This is a genomic window from Cellulomonas palmilytica (assembly GCF_021590045.1).
GTDB classification, from domain to species: domain Bacteria; phylum Actinomycetota; class Actinomycetes; order Actinomycetales; family Cellulomonadaceae; genus Cellulomonas; species Cellulomonas palmilytica.
The window spans coordinates 790004-807883 of sequence record NZ_CP062221.1; the positions used below are offsets into that span (position 1 = coordinate 790004).

Annotated in this window: 21 protein-coding genes; 17 read left to right on the top strand and 4 right to left on the bottom strand. The window is 73.2% G+C overall.

Annotated features, from left to right (window positions below):
- Nucleotides 1–60 precede the first annotated feature (60 nt).
- The 7 genes from ectB (at nt 61) to F1D97_RS03815 (ending at nt 5515) form a co-directional block, all read left to right on the top strand.
- Nucleotides 61–1323 carry a diaminobutyrate--2-oxoglutarate transaminase gene (gene ectB, locus F1D97_RS03785; RefSeq protein ID WP_236122389.1) on the top strand — a complete coding sequence of 421 codons (1263 nt, stop codon included), beginning with the start codon at nt 61–63 and terminating at the stop codon, nt 1321–1323.
- Nucleotides 1313–2299, top strand: a complete 987-nt coding sequence (locus F1D97_RS03790) for a DMT family transporter (protein WP_236122390.1) — start codon at nt 1313–1315, stop codon at nt 2297–2299. The genes ectB and F1D97_RS03790 overlap by 11 nt, the downstream gene beginning before the upstream one ends.
- Before the next feature lie 213 nt (nt 2300–2512).
- Nucleotides 2513–3049, top strand: coding sequence for an IclR family transcriptional regulator domain-containing protein (locus tag F1D97_RS03795; protein WP_236122391.1), 537 nt, complete (start codon nt 2513–2515; stop codon nt 3047–3049).
- 56 nt (nt 3050–3105) lie between these two features.
- Nucleotides 3106–4029: a TolB family protein gene (locus F1D97_RS03800; RefSeq protein WP_236122392.1), complete on the top strand. Its 924-nt coding sequence runs from the start codon at nt 3106–3108 to the stop codon at nt 4027–4029.
- Between the two features lie 102 nt (nt 4030–4131).
- Nucleotides 4132–4461 carry a hypothetical protein gene (locus F1D97_RS03805; RefSeq protein ID WP_236122393.1) on the top strand — a complete coding sequence of 110 codons (330 nt, stop codon included), beginning with the start codon at nt 4132–4134 and terminating at the stop codon, nt 4459–4461.
- Nucleotides 4458–5174, top strand: a complete 717-nt coding sequence (locus F1D97_RS03810) for a WXG100 family type VII secretion target (protein ID WP_236122394.1) — start codon at nt 4458–4460, stop codon at nt 5172–5174. The genes F1D97_RS03805 and F1D97_RS03810 overlap by 4 nt, the downstream gene beginning before the upstream one ends.
- Nucleotides 5174–5515, top strand: coding sequence for a hypothetical protein (locus tag F1D97_RS03815; protein WP_236122395.1), 342 nt, complete (start codon nt 5174–5176; stop codon nt 5513–5515). Before F1D97_RS03810 ends, F1D97_RS03815 begins: the two co-directional genes overlap by 1 nt.
- A 34-nt stretch (nt 5516–5549) precedes the next feature.
- On the opposite strand, the gene F1D97_RS03820 is transcribed toward F1D97_RS03815, so the two are convergent.
- A complete protein-coding gene (locus F1D97_RS03820; RefSeq protein WP_236122396.1) occupies nt 5550–5858 on the bottom strand; it encodes a hypothetical protein in 309 nt (102 codons plus the stop codon).
- A gap of 214 nt (nt 5859–6072) precedes the next feature.
- On the opposite strand from F1D97_RS03820, the gene F1D97_RS03825 reads away from it, so the two are divergent.
- The 7 genes from F1D97_RS03825 to F1D97_RS03855 all read left to right on the top strand — a co-directional run bounded on the left by F1D97_RS03825 (nt 6073) and on the right by F1D97_RS03855 (nt 13607).
- Nucleotides 6073–7134 (top strand): LacI family DNA-binding transcriptional regulator, encoded by a 1062-nt coding sequence (locus F1D97_RS03825; protein ID WP_236123473.1) that lies wholly within the window; start codon nt 6073–6075, stop codon nt 7132–7134.
- 178 nt (nt 7135–7312) lie between these two features.
- Nucleotides 7313–8614, top strand: coding sequence for an ABC transporter substrate-binding protein (locus F1D97_RS03830; RefSeq protein WP_236122397.1), 1302 nt, complete (start codon nt 7313–7315; stop codon nt 8612–8614).
- Nucleotides 8615–8630: 16 nt separating this feature from the next.
- Nucleotides 8631–9641 carry a carbohydrate ABC transporter permease gene (locus tag F1D97_RS03835; RefSeq protein ID WP_236122398.1) on the top strand — a complete coding sequence of 337 codons (1011 nt, stop codon included), beginning with the start codon at nt 8631–8633 and terminating at the stop codon, nt 9639–9641.
- Nucleotides 9641–10528 carry a carbohydrate ABC transporter permease gene (locus F1D97_RS03840; RefSeq protein ID WP_236122399.1) on the top strand — a complete coding sequence of 296 codons (888 nt, stop codon included), beginning with the start codon at nt 9641–9643 and terminating at the stop codon, nt 10526–10528. The genes F1D97_RS03835 and F1D97_RS03840 overlap by 1 nt, the downstream gene beginning before the upstream one ends.
- A 10-nt stretch (nt 10529–10538) precedes the next feature.
- Nucleotides 10539–11438, top strand: coding sequence for an alpha/beta hydrolase (locus F1D97_RS03845; RefSeq protein WP_236122400.1), 900 nt, complete (start codon nt 10539–10541; stop codon nt 11436–11438).
- Entirely contained in the window at nt 11435–11878 is a 444-nt protein-coding gene (locus F1D97_RS03850; RefSeq protein WP_236122401.1) for a DUF3237 family protein, read from the top strand. Before F1D97_RS03845 ends, F1D97_RS03850 begins: the two co-directional genes overlap by 4 nt.
- Before the next feature lie 304 nt (nt 11879–12182).
- On the top strand, nt 12183–13607 hold the full coding sequence (locus F1D97_RS03855; RefSeq protein WP_236122402.1) for an endo-1,4-beta-xylanase: 1425 nt from the start codon (nt 12183–12185) through the stop codon (nt 13605–13607).
- Between the two features lie 424 nt (nt 13608–14031).
- Here the strand turns inward: F1D97_RS03855 and F1D97_RS03860 are convergent, their stop codons facing one another.
- Entirely contained in the window at nt 14032–14433 is a 402-nt protein-coding gene (locus F1D97_RS03860) for a RidA family protein (RefSeq protein ID WP_236122403.1), read from the bottom strand.
- Nucleotides 14408–15139, bottom strand: a complete 732-nt coding sequence (locus F1D97_RS03865) for a nucleoside/nucleotide kinase family protein (protein ID WP_236122404.1) — start codon at nt 15137–15139, stop codon at nt 14408–14410. The genes F1D97_RS03860 and F1D97_RS03865 overlap by 26 nt, the downstream gene beginning before the upstream one ends.
- A 77-nt stretch (nt 15140–15216) precedes the next feature.
- Here F1D97_RS03865 and F1D97_RS03870 point away from each other — a divergent pair, with 77 nt between their 5' ends.
- From F1D97_RS03870 to F1D97_RS03880, 3 genes are all read left to right on the top strand, one after another.
- Complete coding sequence (locus F1D97_RS03870; RefSeq protein WP_236122405.1) at nt 15217–15699, top strand: nitroreductase/quinone reductase family protein; 483 nt, start codon at nt 15217–15219, stop codon at nt 15697–15699.
- Between the two features lie 72 nt (nt 15700–15771).
- A complete protein-coding gene (locus F1D97_RS03875; protein ID WP_236122406.1) occupies nt 15772–16563 on the top strand; it encodes a class II aldolase/adducin family protein in 792 nt (263 codons plus the stop codon).
- Nucleotides 16560–17201: an NADPH-dependent F420 reductase gene (locus F1D97_RS03880; protein ID WP_236122407.1), complete on the top strand. Its 642-nt coding sequence runs from the start codon at nt 16560–16562 to the stop codon at nt 17199–17201. The genes F1D97_RS03875 and F1D97_RS03880 overlap by 4 nt, the downstream gene beginning before the upstream one ends.
- Before the next feature lie 113 nt (nt 17202–17314).
- Here the strand turns inward: F1D97_RS03880 and F1D97_RS03885 are convergent, their stop codons facing one another.
- Nucleotides 17315–17677: a hypothetical protein gene (locus F1D97_RS03885; RefSeq protein WP_236122408.1), complete on the bottom strand. Its 363-nt coding sequence runs from the start codon at nt 17675–17677 to the stop codon at nt 17315–17317.
- Between the last annotated feature and the right edge of the window lie 203 nt (nt 17678–17880).

The following is a 17880-nucleotide window of genomic DNA, read 5'->3' on the forward strand; positions in this document are numbered from 1 at the left end:
CCACCCGATCCCGAGACCGCCCTGACCCGACCGCCTGACCCACACACGAGGGAGACCGTCGTGGCCGTACCCACCACCATCGAGTCCGAGGTCCGCAGCTACAGCCGGAGCTGGCCCGTCGTCTTCACGCACGGACGCGGCAGCCGGCTGTACGACGAGGACGACCGCGCCTACCTGGACTTCTTCGCCGGAGCGAGCGCGCTCAACTACGGGCACAACCACCCGGTGCTCAAGCAGGAGCTCCTGCGCTACGTCGAGCGCGACGGCGTCACCCACAGCCTCGACATGTTCACGGGCGCGCGCACCGCGTTCCTCCACGAGCTCGACGCGCGGGTGCTGCAGCCCCGCGGCCTCGACTACAAGGTCCAGTTCCCCGGCCCGACCGGCACCAACAGCGTCGAGGCGGCGCTCAAGCTCGCGCGCAAGGTCACGGGCCGTCAGACGGTCGTCGCGTTCACGGGCGCGTTCCACGGCATGTCGCTCGGCTCGCTCGCGGTGACGGGCAACGCGAGCAAGCGTGCCGGCGCCGGCGTGCCGCTCGGGCTGACGTGGCGTCTCCCGTACGACGGGTTCGGCGGCGGCAAGGTCTGCGGGCTGACGCTGCTGGAGTCGATGCTCGACGACAGCAGCAGCGGCATGGACCTGCCGGCGGCCGTGATCGTCGAGACCGTGCAGGGCGAGGGCGGCGTCAACCCGGCGCGGCTGACGTGGCTCGCGGACCTCGCCGACGTGTGCGCGCGGCGCGGCATCCTGCTCGTCCTCGACGACATCCAGATGGGCTGCGGCCGGACCGGACCGTTCTTCAGCTTCGAGGCCGCGGGGATCGTGCCGGACATCGTCTGCCTGTCGAAGTCGATCAGCGGCTACGGTCTGCCGATGGCCCTCACGCTCTTCCGCTCGGAGCTCGACGTGTGGAGCCCGGGCGAGCACAACGGCACGTTCCGCGGGAACAACCCCGCGTTCGTGACCGCGACGGCCGCGCTGCGCGAGTTCTGGTCCGACGACTCGCTGGAGAAGCAGACGATGGTCCGCGAGCTGCTGCTGCGCGAGCACCTCGGCGAGCTCGCGCACGAGCACGAGGAGCACGTGACGCAGGCGCGCGGGCGCGGCCTGGTGTGGGGTCTGGCGTTCCGCGACCCGCGCCTCGCGCGCCGCACCGCCGACGAGGCGTTCGCCCGCGGGCTGCTGGTGGAGACCGCCGGGTCGTGCGACGAGGTGGTGAAGCTCCTGCCCGCGCTGACGACGACGGACGACGAGCTCACCGAGGGGCTCGACATCCTGCGCGCGTCGGTGGCGACGGCCGTCCGGGGTCGTGCCGGGTAGGGCGACGACGAGCGCGGCGGGCGTCAGGGTCGGCGTCGCGTGCGGCGTCGGCGCGAACCTCGTCTGGGGCCTGGCGTTCCTGGTGCCCGTCGTGCTGCCCGACGCGCCGACGACCGCGCTCGCGCTCGGCCGGTACCTGGCGTTCGGCGCGCTCTCGGCGGTCCTGCTCGCGGCGACGTGGCGTCGGGCGCTCGTGGGCGTGGGCCCGCAGGCGTGGCGCACCGCGATGCTGTTCGCGGTGACCGGGCACCTGGGCTACTACGCGCTCCTGGTCCAGGGCATCCGGTGGGCGGGTGCGCCGATCGCGACCGTGATCATCGGGCTGCTACCGGTGTCGGTGGCGGTCACGGGCAACTGGCTGCGCCGCGAGTACCCGTTCGCCCGGCTGGTCCCGCCGCTCGCGCTGATCGTCTGCGGGCTCGCGCTCGTGTACGCCGTCGAGCTGGACTGGCAGAGCGCGGTGGCCGGGAGGTCGCGGGGCGAGTGGGCGCTCGGCATCGCGGCCGCCCTCGGGGCGCTCGTCCTGTGGACGTCGTACGCGGTGCGCAACGCGCACTTCCTGCGCGCCAACCCGCAGATCGCCTCGACCACGTGGTCGACGCTCATGGGTGTGGGCACGCTCGTGCTGTCGCTCGCCGCGCTTCCGGTCGTGGCGCTCACCGGCGGCCTGCGGGTGGACGGGCCGGGTGACGGTCCGGCCGGGGTCGTGCCCGTCGTCGTCGCGAGCGTCGTGCTGGGCGTCGTCGTGTCGTGGCTCGGGACGGTGCTGTGGAGCCGGTCGTCCGCGCTCACGCCCATCTCGGTCGCGGGCCAGCTCGCGGTGGTCCAGGTGTGCGCCGGGCTGGCGTACGTGTTCGTGTGGGAGGGCCGGGTGCCGCCCGCGCTCGAGCTCGCGGGGTTCGTGCTCGTCGTCGCGGGCGTGCTCACCGCCATCCGCCGCGCGCGGCGTGCGCCGGTGGCGGTGGCGACGCGCTGACCGGCCGCCGCGCTCCGTGCGCGGACCCCTACCCGGCCGGCGCCGCGCGGAGGACAGTGGGTGCATGTGCGCGTTCGACGACGGCACGGTGCTGGGCCGCGTGACGCTCGTGCTGACGACGGTGGCGGACGCGGGCTGCCTCTCGCAGGCCGAGCTCGCGCGCCGCACCGCGCTCCCGAAGCCCACCCGGACCGCGCGGCGGCGGTCCCGCACGTGGCCGAGCTCCACGAGCGCACGAGGGAGATCGCGTTCCTCCTGCGGGTCGAGCCGGACCTGTCGCTCGTCACGACGTACGTGGCGTACGGCCAGGAGCGGGTCGAGGCGCTCCAGCGCCAGGGCGGGTTCCCGCGGCGCACCGGCCTGACGAGCGGCGTGCTGCTGACGGCTGCGGGTCGGGCGGCGTACGCCAGGCGTCCCGAGGTGGTCGACTCGCTCCTGCGAGCCGGCATCCGGCGCCGCACGCGCTACTCCCCGGCGAGCTCCCGGGTGCTCGCCTCGGCGCTCGCCGCCGCACGCGAGGGGACGTCCGTCGAGCGCGACGAGCACACGCTCGGCTGGTCGTGCATCGCGGCGGGCGTGCGGGACGCGCTGGGCCGGGTCGTCGAGGTCGTGGGCGTGCTCGGCCCGTCGGGGGGCTGGCGGCCGGACGCGCTCGGCGTGCCGCTGCGCCGCGCGAGCGAGCAGCTCGCGGCGAGCCTCCCGCCACCGAGCGGTTCGCTCAGTGAACCGGCACCCGTGACGGGTCCGTAGCCCGAGGACCACGCTGGGACGCACGTTCGGCGACCACAGGATGGGGTGCATCGGTCATGCGTCGTCTGGGTGTCATCGGAGTTCTCGTCGTGCTCCTCCTGGCGCCCACGGGCGCCGGGTCCGCCGCCGCGACCGGCCACGTCAGGAACGGGCTGATCGCGTTCCAGTCCCAGGCCGAGGACGGCACCACGCAGGTCTTCACGGTGCGCAGCGACGGGCACGGTCTGCGCCAGGTCACGCACGGGTCCGCGCCCGCCACCGCGCCCGACTGGTCGCCCGACGGCCGGTGGATCGCCTACGCGTCCGACGAGTGCACGATCGCTCTGGTCCGCGCGGACGGCAGTCGGCAGCGCACCCTCGCGTCGCAGACACCCGACGGCTGCGAGACCGACCCGGCCTTCACGCCCGACGGTCGCCACCTGGTCTTCGAACGCTACGACGCCACGACGGGCGACGACGCGATCTGGGTCATGGACCTGCGGGGCGGCGACCGGCGCCGCATCGCCACCGGACCCGAGGGCGCGGCGACGCCCGAGGTCTCCCCGGACGGCCGCACGCTCAGCTTCCTGTCCTGGCTCCCGGACGGACGCACCGCGGTCTTCGCGGCCCCGATGCACGGCGGCGGCCACGTCCGGCAGGTCACGCCGGCCCTGTTCGGGATCTCGTACAAGCACGGCTGGTCGCCGGACGGGAGGCGCATCGTGACGAGCGACAACGCCGACGACCCCACCCAGCCGGCGAACGTCGTCACGATCCGTGCGGACGGCAGCGACCTGCGCTACCTGACGCACCTGACGTCGGCCGACGAGCGCGCGGTCGCCGGTGGGTACTCGCCCGACGGGAAATGGGTGGTCTACCGGTACGAGCGCGGCGGCGGGTACGCCCTGATGGTGGTGCGGCCCGACGGCCACGGTGCGCACGCGCTGCCGCTGACGTCCCTGCGCCCCGGCTTCATCGACTGGGGTCCCGCCGCCCGCTGACGCGCGTCCAGCGGCTCGCGCGCGGCGTGCGGCTCGTCCCGGGTTGTTAGGGTGCGTCCCACACGTCGCCGCCGGTCCGGCGACGCGAGGGGAGGGTGGGCCATGACGTTCCGGGTCGACGAGTCGAAGCTCGACGCCGCCGCGCAGGCGCTGACGGACCTCGCGGGGGACACGAGCACCGCGCGCACGTACGCGCGGTCGCACGTCGAGCTCAAGGGCGGGCTCGGGGACTCCGGGATCTTCGTGACCGCGATCGGCGTGCTCGACGACGTGCGGGCCGCGGTCGAGGCCGAGCTCTCCCGGCTCCGGGAGCTCACGGAGGCGTCCGCGCGCGAGCTGCGGCTCACGGCGCAGACGTACCGCCGGACCGACGACGCGACGGACGCGCGCCTGGACGCTCTGCAGGCGCGGACGCCGGGCGGGGTGCGATGACGTCGGCCGCGGACGCGCTCGTCTCGCCGGTCCCCTCGGCGCCCATCCCGGACTTCGTCGACCTGGCGCTGCACTTCCCGGACCTCATCAGCCCGAGCTACTGGCTGATGTGGGTGATCGAGCAGGTGAGCGGCACCAACCCGCTCGAGTGGGTGACCGAGCACTTCGCGGGCGACTGGGAGGCGATGTCCCGCGCGGCGTCCGCGCTCGAGCACCTGGCGACGTTCCACCAGCAGTACGCGACCGAGCTCGCCGAGGCGCGTGCGACGTTCCGCGAGGGCTGGGACGGCAACGCGGCCGCGGCGGCGTCGCGGTACTTCACCGAGCTCGAGACGGCCGTGCGCGACCAGGAGAAGCCGCTGACGTCGATCGCGCACGAGGTCGACGTGGTCGCGCAGGGCATGAAGTCGACGCAGGCGATGCTCGTCGGGCTCCTGCAGGCGCTGCTGGACTACGCGATCGCGGCGGCGATCAGCGCGGCGGCGGCCGCGGCCTCGTCGTGGACGGTGGTCGGCGGGATCCTCGGCGGCGGCGCGACCGCGTTCTCGATCACGCAGGCCGTGCGCACGTGGCTCAAGGTCATCGAGGTGCACGGGTACGCGATCACGGCGGTCGACGGGGTCGTCGGCGTGACCGCGGGCTACCTGGGCTCGATCCACGGATTCAGCACGCACCCGCTGCCCGCGGGTGCCTACGACAACCCGGCGGTGTGATGAGCGAGCAGGACGAGCAGCAGCCCCTCCTCAGCGTCACGGCGGCCGACGCGGGAGCGGACCGGGTGCTGCGCCGCCAGGTCGCGGCGTTGCGGGACCAGGCCGCGGGCACCCCGCTCGGGGACATGCTCGACGACGTGCTCGCCGGGCGCCGGACGCTGCGCGACGTGGCGCGCACGCCGGAGTTCGACGAGGTCGTGGCGCCCGCGGCGCGGGTCGCGACCGAGCAGTGGGCGGCGCTGACCCCGCAGGAGCGTGACGCGCTCGTCGCGCAGGGGCGCGAGCAGGTCGCCCGCGCGCGCGAGGAGGTCTACCGGGAGCGGTACGGCGACGGGACCTGACGTCCGGGCCCCGGGGACGGCCTCGGGAGACGCCTCAGGAGATCGGCGCCTGCGAGAACAGCACCCCGGCGCCTGCCACGAGCGCGACGACGAGCAGCGCGAGGCCGGCCGAGGGCAGGTACGCGGACGCGGGCACGCCCGGCTGCAGCGGCGCGAGCATGCGCCCGGGCAGGAGCACGGCCACGACGGCCGCGACGACGACGAGCGCGAGGGCCAGGCCGAGCTGCCAGCTCGGGTAGGTGAGCAGGGCGACGGTCACGCCCAGCACGAGCAGGCCCATGACGATCGCGGTCGCGGTGCGGACGAGTCGGATCTGTCCGTCGGAGAGGAGCTTCTCGGGCACGCGAGCACTGTACAGACGCGGTGCGCGCACGGACGCCAGGGGCGCTCGACCTCGTCGGGTGCGCGGCGGTCCGGGGCGCGGAGCGGGGCGAGCTCTCGACATCGCAGACGGGACCCGGGGCCCGAGGTGTCCCGACTCGGGTAGATTGCCGCTGCCCGCGCCTGTGTGCGCGGGAACCCCCGGCGGCGACGCGAAGGAGTGGGCTGTGGCGACGATGGCGGACGTCGCGCGGCGCGCGGGCGTCTCCGCGAAGACGGTCTCCAACGTCCTGAGCGGCTACCCGTACATCCGCGAGTCGACGCGGGCGCGCGTGCTGGCCGCGGTCGACGACCTGGGCTACGAGATCAACGTGACCGCGCGCATCCTCCGCTCGGGCCGCAGCGGGCTCATCGGCCTGGCGGTCCCGGAGCTGGGCCAGCCGTACTTCGGTGAGCTGGCCGACGAGATCCTCGCGGCGGCGCGGCGGCATGACCTGCACGTGCTGATCCAGCCGACGGGCTTCACGCGCGAGGGCGAGCTCGACGCGCTGCGCGAGCCGCGGCGCCGGCTGGTCGACGGCCTGGTGTTCAGCCCGGCGGCGCTGGACCAGTCCGACGCGCACCTGCTCGAGGACCTCGACTACCCGCTGGTGCTGCTGGGTGAGCAGATCTTCTCCCCGCACGTGGACCACGTGACGATGCACAACGTCGAGGGCGCGCGCGCCGCGGCGGAGCTGCTGCTCGACGCGGGGCGTCGGAGCATCGCGGCGATCGGCATGCTGCACGCCCCGACGGCCGGCTCGGCGACGCTGCGCTTCCAGGGCTACCGGGAGGCTCTGGCGGCGCGCGGGATCGGGGTCGACGAGCGGTTGCTCGGCTGGGCGGACGACGGCTGGCACCGCGCGAACGGTGCGCGCGCGATGGCGGCGGTGCTCGACTCGGGGGTCGAGGTCGACGGCGTGGTGGCGTTCAACGACGCGCTCGCGGTGGGTGCGATGTTCGAGCTGCAGGTCCGGGGCCTCGCGATCCCGTGCGACGTGGCGGTCGTCGGGTTCGACGACATCGAGGACGCCCGGTACTCCACCCCGGCGCTGACGACGGTCGACCCGGGCCGTCGGGAGATCGCCCAGGTGGCGGTCGACCTGCTGCGCGCCCGGCTCGACGAGGCGCCGGGCGCGACGCGTCGACCCCCCGTGCTGCACGTCGCGGACCTGCGGCTCGTCGAGCGCGAGAGCACGCCCGCACGGGTCGCGGCGGGCGCGCGTCCGGGTCGTGCCCGGACCGTTAGGGAACCGTAGCCTGACGGGATTGACACCTCTCGTCCGGATTGCCACGGTGATTGCGGACATCGTCTTTCACCGGTGTAGACGCAACTTTCTGCACGGTGGGGACGTGTGCGGTCGACCGCGCGGTCCGCGCAGCGTCGCCCGGCGACGCGGCTGCGATCTCTCGAGGACGAGTAGGAAGGCAGCAGGGATGAAGACACGGACGATGCTCGCGGCAGGGACCGCGATGCTCCTGACCCTGGCGGGGCTCACGGCCTGCAGCAGCGACGACGACGGTGGCTCGGACGGCGCGACCGACGAGAAGGTCGAGATGACCTTCTGGCACAACGCCTCCACCGGCGCCGGGAAGGCGTTCTGGGACGACACCGTCGCGGCGTTCATGGCGGACAACCCGAACGTCACGATCAAGGTCCAGTCGATCCAGAACGAGGACCTGGACGGCAAGCTGCAGACCGCTCTGAACTCGGGTGACGCGCCGGACATCTTCCTGCAGCGCGGCGGCGGCAAGATGGCGGCGATGGTCCGGGCCAACCAGCTCCTGGACATCACCGACCTGATCTCCGACGAGACCAAGGAGCTGATCCCCGAGGGCTCGTTCAAGGCCAACGAGCTCGAGGGCAAGACGTACGCGATGCCGATCGCGGTGCTGCCCGGCGGCATCTGGTACTCGAAGGACCTGTTCGAGGCCGCGGGGATCACGTCCACGCCGACGACGATCGACGAGCTGGACGACGCGGTCACCAAGCTCAAGGGCACGGGCGTCGCCCCGATCGCCCTGGGCGCCAAGGACGCGTGGCCGGCCGCGCACTGGTACTACTTCTTCGCGCTGCGCGCGTGCAGCCCCGAGACGCTCGAGGCGACCGCGAGCTCGATGGAGTTCACCGACCCGTGCTGGCTCGACGCGGCCGAGAACCTCGAGGCGTTCGCCGCGACCGAGCCGTTCAACCAGGGCTTCCTCACGACCTCCGCGCAGCAGGGCGCGGGCTCGTCGGCCGGCCTCCTGGCCAACCACAAGGCCGCGATGGAGCTCATGGGCGCATGGAACCCGGGCGTCATCGGCTCCCTCACGCCCGACGAGAAGCCGCTGCCGGACCTCGACTGGTTCGCGTTCCCGGAGGTCCCCGGCGGCGAGGGCGAGCCCGGCTCGATCCTCGGTGGTGTCGACGGGTACTCGTGCTCGGCCCAGGCGCCGAAGGAGGCGTGCGCCGCGTTCCTGAACTACATCGCGCGCACCGACGTGCAGGAGGCCTACTACAAGGCCTTCAACGCGCCCACGGTGAACACGGAGTCGCAGAAGGTCATCACCGAGCCGTACCTCAAGAGCGTGCTCGACGCCTACAACGCCGCACCGTTCGTGTCGCAGTGGCTCGACACGGTCTACGGCCAGAACGTCGGCAACGCGCTCAACGTCGCGATCGTCGACCTGCTCGCGGGCAAGCGTGACGCCGCGGGCGTGGTGCAGGCGGTCAACGACGCGGCCGCGAAGGCGTGACGGGGCAGCCGCACCGATGACGTCCTCACGAGCGAGCTCGCAGCCCGGCTCGCCCGTCGACGTGCCCGTCGGCGGGGGTGACACCGCGCAGGTGCCACCCCCGCCGCCGCGCAGCCGGCGCGGCCTCGGCTGGGGCGAGCGTCTGGAGATCGCGGTCCTGACGGGACCCGCGCTCCTCGTCTTCCTGGCCTTCGTGATCTTCCCCGTGGTCATGGCCGCGTACTACGGGTTCTTCCGGTGGGAGGGCTACGGGCCGCCCACCGACTTCGTCGGGCTGAAGAACTACGCGACGATCCTGCAGGACCCGCTGTTCCACGACGCGCTGCGGCACAACGCGTTCATCGTGGTGTTCTCCCTGGTCCTGCAGGGGCCGGCCGCCGTGCTGATCGCGCTGCTGCTCAACCGGCGCATGCGCGGGCAGTCGGTGATCCGGGTGCTGATCTTCGTGCCGTACGTGATCTCCGAGGTCGTCGTCGGCACCGGGTGGAGCCTGATCCTGCAGAGCACCGGTGCGCTGAACGACCTGCTCGCGAACATCGGGCTCGAGTCGTGGGCGCGGGACTGGATCTCCGACCCGGACATCGCCATCTGGACCCTCATGGGGATCATCACCTGGAAGTACATCGGCTTCGCGGTGATCCTCTTCCTCGCCGGGCTGCAGGGCATCCCGGCCGAGCTGCACGAGGCCGCGTCGATCGACGGCGCGTCGTACTGGCAGGTGCAGCGGCACATCACGCTCCCGCTGCTCGCGCCGACGCTGCGCATCTGGGCGTTCCTGTCGATCATCGGCGCGCTGCAGCTGTTCGACCTCGTCTACATCATCTGGGGCCAGTACGTGGCGTCGACCGCGGGCACCTCGACGATGGCGACGTACATGGTGTCGTTCGGCCGCAACGCGGGCAGCTACGGGTACGGCAACGCGGTCGCCGTCGTGCTGTTCCTCATCTCGCTCGTCGTCGCACTCGTCTACCAGCGCTTCGTCCTGCGGCGGGACACCGAGGGCGCGATCACGGGAGGTGCTCGCTGATGGCCGTCACGACCCTCGCCCCGCCGCCGCTGGCTCCCGACCGACAGCCGGACCTGCGGCGGTCCGACAGCCGCCCGTGGGGCGGTCCGGGTGTGTACACGGTCGCCGTGCTGCTGATCCTCGTGATGCTCGCGCCCGTCGCGTACGTCGTCATCGGCGGGTTCCGGACGAACGCGCAGATCACCACGGACCCGTCGGGCTGGCCCGACCCGTGGCAGGTCGGCAACTACGTCGACGTCCTCACCGGCGACGTGTTCTGGCGCCAGGTGCTGAACTCCGCGTTCGCGGCGGGCGCGACGACGATCGGCGTCGTCGTGCTGGGGCTCATGGCGAGCTTCGCGATCGCGCGGTACCGGTTCGTCGGGCGCGGCGGGCTGTACGCGCTGTTCGCGGCGGGCCTCATGTTCCCCATGACGGTGGCGATCACGCCGCTGTACATCCTGGTCCGCACGCTCGGCCTGATGAACGACCTGTGGGGCGTGATCCTCCCGCAGATCGGGTTCGCGCTGCCGACGACCGTCATCATCCTGGTGCCGTTCCTGCGCGCGATCCCCGCCGAGCTCCAGGAGGCCGCCGCGATCGACGGCTGCAGCCGCCTCGGGTTCTTCTGGCGGATGGTCCTGCCGCTGTCGCTGCCCGGCGTCATCACCGTCGGGATCCTGGCGTTCATCGGCAGCTGGAACAGCTACCTGCTGCCGCTGTTCATCCTCAACGACTCCGACTCGTTCACCCTGCCGCTCGGGGTCCAGGCGTTCTCGTCCGAGTACTCGGTGGACACCGCTAAGGTGCTCGCGTTCACGTCGCTGGCGATGCTGCCCGCGCTGCTGTTCTTCAGCCTGTTCGAGCGTCGGATCGTCGGCGGCCTGACGGGCGCGGTGAAGGGATGAGGTCGCACGAGTGAGCCCTGTGCACGACGACGTGGCGGCGTTCCGGGTGGAGTCGGCGCGGTACGGGGCCTCGCTCACGCGCGCGCTGCCGCACCTGCCGGTCGGGACGTACGAGGTGCTCGACGCGGGCGCGGGCGCGCCCGTGCGCGAGCTCATGGTCTACCGCCCGGCCGGCGTGGCCGGCCCGCCGCCGGTGCTCGTGAACCTGCACGGCGGCGGGTTCGTGCTGGGGGAGGGTCGCGACGACGACCCGTACTGCCGCTTCCTCGCCGACGCGGCGGGCTGCGCGGTGGTCAACGTCGACTACCTGCTCGCGCCCGAGCACCCGTTCCCCGCGGCGGTGCACCAGGTGCACGGCCTGCTGGCGTGGCTCGCCGAGCACGCGGGCGCGCACGGCCTGGACGGCACGCGCCTGGCGGTGGCCGGCCACAGCGCGGGAGGCAACCTCGCGGCGGCGGCCGCGCTGCTCGCGCGGCGCTCGGGCGGGCCGTCGCTGCGCGGCGTCGTCGTCGACTACGCGCCGCTCGACCTGGCGACGCCGCCCGCGGCGAAGCTCACCACGGCGCCCGACCCGGGGGCCGTGGCGCTGGCGGACGCCGGGGCGCGGTTCAACGCCTGGTACCTCGCGGACGCCGACCCGGCCGACGAGCTCGCGTCACCGTTGCTGGCCGACGACCTGAGCGGCCTGCCGCCGACGCTCGTCCTCACCGCGGAGCTCGACCTGCTGCGCGCCGAGGGCGACCGGTTCGCCGAGCGGCTCGCGGAGGCGGGGGTGCCGGTCGAGCACGTGGTGCACGCGGGCTGCGGGCACGCGTTCACGCACGTCGGCCCCGACGACGAGGCCGCGGCGGCCTGGGAGCGCATCGCGCGGTTCGCCCGGCGCGTCCTGGTCGACGAGGCGGGCGCGTGACGGTGCTGCCGGGTGCGCCCGCGTTGACGGGTGAGCACGTCCTCACGATCGACGCGCTGCTCGGCGAGGTGGTCGAGGTCGGGCACGTGCCGACCGGGTTCCGGCGGGTCATCCCCATCGTCGGCGGGACGGTGAGCGGCGACGTCGACGGCGAGGTGCTGCCGGGCGGGGCCGACTGGAACCTCGCGCGCCCCGACGGGACCGTCGAGCTGTGGGCGCGCTACGAGCTGCGGCTCGCGGGTGGCGTGGTGGTCTCGGTGCTGAACACGGCGGTCCACCCGCCGAGCCCGACGCTGCCGATCCTCACGGCCCCGCGGTTCGAGGTGCCCGCCCACGGGCCGGCGTGGCTCGCGACGGGCGTGCACGTGGGGCTCCTGGTGCCGCGGCTCGACGAGCACCGGGTGAGCATCGAGGTGCTCCGCGTGGGCCTGGTGGGCTGAGACTCGTCCGTCCGGTTCGCCCGGGGACGGTGCAGTTGATCCCGATACTTGCGAGGGTGGCGTCCCTGCGTCTCCCGGGTGAACGTCCACGTCACCCGGAATCTACCGTTCGAGTGCACCCTACACCGGTGTAAGTCGCCCGGAAGGGTGGCAAATCGCTTCGGTCCCGGTTCCGAAACTATCAATCGCTTCGGAAGTCTTGACGGGTCGGGCGTCCCGGGCGAAAGGTGGCGTGCCGGGCAATCTTCACCGATGTAGAACCCACCGATGTAGAACCCCCGCTACCCGAACCCAGGAGGGATCGATGACGACCCCACGTCACCGCAGCCGGCGCCCCAGCCGGCGGATCGTCGCCGCCGTGGGCGGCCTCGCCGCCGCCGCGGTCGCGGTCTCGCTCGCCGTGCCCGCGCAGGCCGCCGGCAGCACGCTGCAGGCCGCCGCCGCCGAGACCGGCCGCTACTTCGGCACGGCCATGGCCGGCCACTACTTCAACAACTCGGGCACCCTGAACATCACGAACCGTGAGTTCAACATGATCACCGCCGAGAACGAGATGAAGATGGACGCGACGGAGCCGTCGCAGAACAACTTCAACTACTCGAGCGGCGACCAGATCGTGAACTGGGCGCTCCAGAACGGCAAGCGCGTGCGCGGTCACGCCCTGGCCTGGCACTCGCAGCAGCCCGGCTGGATGCAGAACCAGTCCGGCACCACGCTGCGCAACTCGATGCTCAACCACGTCACCAAGGTCGCCGAGCACTACAAGGGCAAGATCTACGCCTGGGACGTCGTGAACGAGGCGTACGCGGACGGGAACTCCGGCGGCCGCCGCGACTCGAACCTGCAGCGCACCGGTAACGACTGGATCGAGGCCGCGTTCCGCGCCGCCCGCGCCGCCGACCCGGGCGCCAAGCTCTGCTACAACGACTACAACACCGACAACTGGTCGCACGCGAAGACGCAGGGCGTCTACAACATGGTCAAGGACTTCAAGGCCCGTGGCGTGCCGATCGACTGCGTCGGCTTCCAGGCGCACTTCAACTCGGGCAACCCGGTCCCGTCGAACTACCACGAGACGCTCGGCAACTTCGCCGCGCTCGGCGTGGACGTGCAGATCACCGAGCTCGACATCGAGGGCTCGGGCTCGTCGCAGGCGGACCAGTTCAAGGGCGTCGTGCAGGCGTGCCTCGCGGTCGCGCGCTGCACCGGCATCACGGTCTGGGGCGTCAAGGACTCCGACTCGTGGCGCTCCTCGGGCACCCCGCTGCTCTTCGACGGCTCGGGCAACAAGAAGCAGGCGTACACGAGCGTCCTGAACCAGCTGAACGCGGGTGGCACCCCGGTCCAGGGCGGCGGCACGACCAACCCGACGCAGAACCCGACGCAGAACCCCACCCAGAACCCGACGACGAACCCGACGACCCCGCCCCCCACGGGTGGCGGCAGCTGCTCGGTCACGTACTCCGAGGGCCAGAAGTGGAACGACCGGTTCAACGGCAACGTGACCGTCCGCGCCAACGGCAACATCAGCTCGTGGACGACCACGGTGCAGCTCCAGTACCCGCAGCTCATCTCCGCGGTCTGGGGCGGGCAGGCCAGCTGGCCCGCTCAGCGCACGATGATCGTCCAGGGTGGCGGTCTCGCCAACGGCCAGTCGACCACGTTCGGCTTCACCGTGAACCACGGCGGCAACTGGAGCTGGCCGTCGATCAGCTGCTCGGCCTCCTGACGCACCGCGTCGGCTGAGTCGAGCCACAGACGCACCCCGGTGGGCGCGCGCCCGGAAACCGCGCCCACCGGGGTGCTTCCATGCCCGGACCATGCCCGGAACATGCCCGGACCATGCCCGGAACATGCCCGGATCAGGGAGGGCACGGGACGCACGGGCGCCGTCCTTGCCCGGGCTCTGACCCGGGAGCACCCTCGACCGGCCGCGCGCGGCCCGGCTTTGCGTTCCGGATGCGCGCGGCGGGCGGGGACCTTACTGTTCAGGCACGCATCAGTCACGACTGTGCCGGGCAGCGAGAGCGGTCCACCAAGACCCGAGGGACGCCCTGTGCGGGCGAGCCGGAGGCGCACGGTCGTGACACCCACCGCGAGTCGCGGCGGTCGATGTCGGTGGCCGGGCCCGGTGGGCCACCCCGGAGCGGGCCTCAGTCGCGCACGACCGCCGCGACCGCGCTCACCTCGAGCAGCGCACCCGGGACGCCGAGCCCCGCCACGCGCGCGGCGGTGACGAGCGGGGGAGCGCCCCCGGTCGCGAGCATCGGCCCGATCGCCCCGTACGCGGCGCGCAGGTCCGCGTCGGCGTGGATCAGCACGGTCCACTGCACGACGTCCGCGAGCGTCGCGCCCGCGGCCGCGAGCGCCGTGCGCGCGTTCTCGATCGTCCGCACGGCCTGGGTCGCCACGTCGTCGGACACCACTGCCCCGGACTCGTCGACGCCGTTCTGGCCGCCGACGTAGACGGTCGTCGCGCCCGGCGGGACGACGGCGACGTGGCTGAAGGCCGGGCTCCGCACGAGCCCGTCAGGTTGCAGTCGCAGGATCTCCATCGTCCGAGGCTCCCACCGCGCACCGACACGTGCCCCGACACGCCTCCGGACGCGCGGCCCGAAAGCCCGAGACGAGCAGGTCCGCGCGCGCCGCGGTCGGCTCGACGAGCGCGGCGTTGCGGCCGTCGACCTGCTCGGCCCACGCGGCGGCGGCGTCCGGGGTGCGGCCGTGGCGCGTGTGCCGCTCGACGAGCCGGCGCGTGCGCTCGTCGTCCGGCGTCACCGCGAACCACGTCTCGTCGAGCACGCCGCGCACGTGCGCCCACGGCCCGTCGTCGACCAGCAGGTAGTTCCCCTCGACCACGACGACCTCGTGATGCGGCTCGACCGCGATCTCGGCGGCGACCGGCTCGTCGACCTCCCGCCGGAACGACGGCGCGTACACGGTGCGGTCGCGCTCGTCGCGCACGCGGCGCAGCAGCGCGAGGAAGCCCCAGCCGTCGAACGTGTCGAGCGCGCCCTTGCGGTCGTGGCGGCCGAGCGCGTCGAGGGTCGCGTTCGCGAGGTGGAAGCCGTCCATCGGCAGGTGCACCGCGTCGGGGCCGAGCTCGGCGACGAGCAGCGTCGCGAGCGTCGTCTTGCCCGCGCCCGGGCTTCCCGTGATCCCGACGAGCACGCGTGCGCCGCGCGCGGCCCGCAGGTCGCGCACGCGCGCGGCGAGCACGGCGAGTTCCGCGACGGGCGGCGTGGCGGGGAAGTCGGACATGTGGGGGCCTCGACGGGGGTGGGTGACGTCGGTAGCGTCGTGCAGGACCCGCCCGCCGCGCAACGCAGGGGGAACCGATGGGCGACACCGACGAGCGTGCGACCGCGCCCGCCCGCGAGCCGCGGCTCCCGCCGCGCTGGTTCATCCGCACCGCGTGGGTCGTGCACCGTGCGATGGTCCGGTTCTCGCGCGGGCGGCTCGGGCTGTGGAAGCCCAAGCCGGGTGCGTGGGGGACGATCGTGCTGCGCACGACGGGCCGCCGCAGCGGTGCCGAGCGCGCGGTGATCCTCGGGTACCTGGAGGACGGGCCGAACCTCGTGACGCTCGCGATGAACGGCTGGGCCGACCCCGAGCCCGCGTGGTGGCTCAACCTGCAGGCGGAGCCGACGGCGCGCGTCGACCTCAAGGACGGGACGCTCGACGTCCGGGCCCGCGAGGCCGAGGGCGCCGAGCGTGAGCGGTTGTGGTCGGCGTACTGCGAGGTCGACAAGAACCTGGAGGCGTACGCCGCGCGCCGGAGCCGGCGGACCGCGGTCGTCGTGCTCGAACCGGTGCGCTGAGCGCGCGTCCGTAATCCGGACGGAGCTGGTCAACTATTGACGGGTCGGACGGGCGTTCCTACCGTCCGCCGCATGTCGACCACCGCCACCGCACCCGTCACCGCACCCGACACCACACCCGTCACCACACCCGACACCACGACCACCGGCGCGACCGACGTCGAGGCGCAGCGCGCCGCCGTCAAGCACGACGTCGCCGCGACCCTGCGCTACCTCGGCACGCACGGCTACCAGTACGCGCTCGCCGGCCACGTGACCGTCCGCGACCTCGGCGAGCCCGAGCGCTACTGGGTCAACCCGACCGGCCTGCCGTTCTCGGTCATCACGCCCGACGACCTCGTGCTCGTCGACCCCGACGGCACCGTCGTCGCCGGCCGTCACGGCGCCAACGGCTACCACGGCCAGCTCGAGGTGCACCGCGCACGCCCCGACCTGCGCGCGGGCCTGCACCTGCACTCCGAGCACACGTTCGCATGGTCCAGCGCGGGCGGCGTGCTCGCGCCGCTCACCACCGACGCCTCCTGGATCCGGCCGTGGATCGCGGTGCGGGACTCGTTCGCCGTTCCCTGCTCGCAGGCGCTCGGCGACACCGCGCGGATCCTCGTGCAGCGCGCGCACGGCGCCGTGACGTTCGGGGCGTCGATCCTCGAGGCCGCGTTCTGGTGGGTCTCGTTCGAGCGCGCCGCGAAGACCGAGCTGCTGCTGCGCGCAGCGAGCCTCGCGCGGGACATCGACGCCGACCTGCAGGAGAAGTGGCAGCTGACTCCCCAGGCGGCGCACGAGCAGTTCGCGCCGGTCCTGGCCGCGTTCGTCGCGAGCGAGCCGGGGAATTTCGGGCGCTCCGGGGCGATTACCCCCGCATGACCACCTACGGAATCATCGGCGCCGGTCACATCGGCAGCCAGGTCGCCCGCGTCGTCGTCGGACTCGGCCACGACGTCGTCATCGCCAACTCGCGCGGCCCGCACACGCTCGTCGACCTCGTCGCCGAGCTCGGGGACCGCGCGCGGGCCGCCACCGCGCAGGAGGCCGCCGAGGCCGCCGACGTCGCGGTCGTCACCGTCCCGCTGCACGCCATCGGCTCGATCCCGGTCGAGCCGCTCGCCGGGAAGGTCGTGCTCGACACCAACAACTACTACTGGGAGCGCGACGGCCGCATCGACGCGCTCGACCGGGGCGAGACGACGACGTCCGCGCTGCTGCAGGAGCACCTGCCCAAGTCCAAGGTCGTCAAGGCGTTCAACCACATCGTCGCCGCCGAGATCACCACCGACGGCAAGCCCGCCGGGGCGCCCGACCGCCGGGCGCTCGTCGTGTCGAGCGACTTCCCCGAGGCCGCTCGGCTGGTCACCGAGCTGTACGACGCGGCCGGGTACGACGCGGTCGACGTGTCGCCACTGTCGGAGTCGTGGCGCATCGAGCGCGACCGGCCCGGGTACGGCGTCCCGCTCACGCGCACCGAGCTGGAGGACGCGCTCGCGAAGGCGACGCGCACCGTCTGACCGCGCACGGTCTGACCCGCTGACCGCCCGAGGGCGGCGGGCGCGCGGTCACCCGCGGCCCGCCGCCCTCGTCGTCAGCCCTCCCGGCCAGGGCCCGGACACGGCCCCCCGGCCTACTCGCCGACCACCGAGCGCTGCGACTGCGCCGCCCGGCGCTGCTGCGCCTCACGCAGGCTGCGCGCCCGGCCCGCCGCGACCTCCCGGTCGACGGCCGCCAGGATCTCCGCGATCGCGGCGGCCAGCCCGCGCTCGAGCATCTGCACGTTCGTGTTCTCGATCAGCAGGCGGCGGTCGAGGACCTTGAGGCGCACCGACCCGTAGCCCTGCTCGGCGAGGATCGTCTGCACGCGCGGATGCTCGATCAGCGCGCGCTCCCACGCCGACGCGCTGCGGGAGAACCGCGCGGCCACGGTGTACCGCGCCGAGCGGGACCCCGCACGGTGCTCGTGAGGCACCGTCGCGGAGATGACGCCCATGAGCTCGAGCGGTGCCGAGGGGTGGCCGGGGGGCAGCTGCCGGGGGGCTGGGTGGCCGGGTTCGGAGCTCGGTGGCATGTGCCGTCCGATCGTCGGGGGAGTCCGGTGCGGCAGGTGCCTGCCGGCGTGGGGCGGCTCGCGTCCCTCCCACGACCGCGCGCTCCATCGCGACCCGGTCGTGTCGCGCCCGTGGCCTGCCTGCC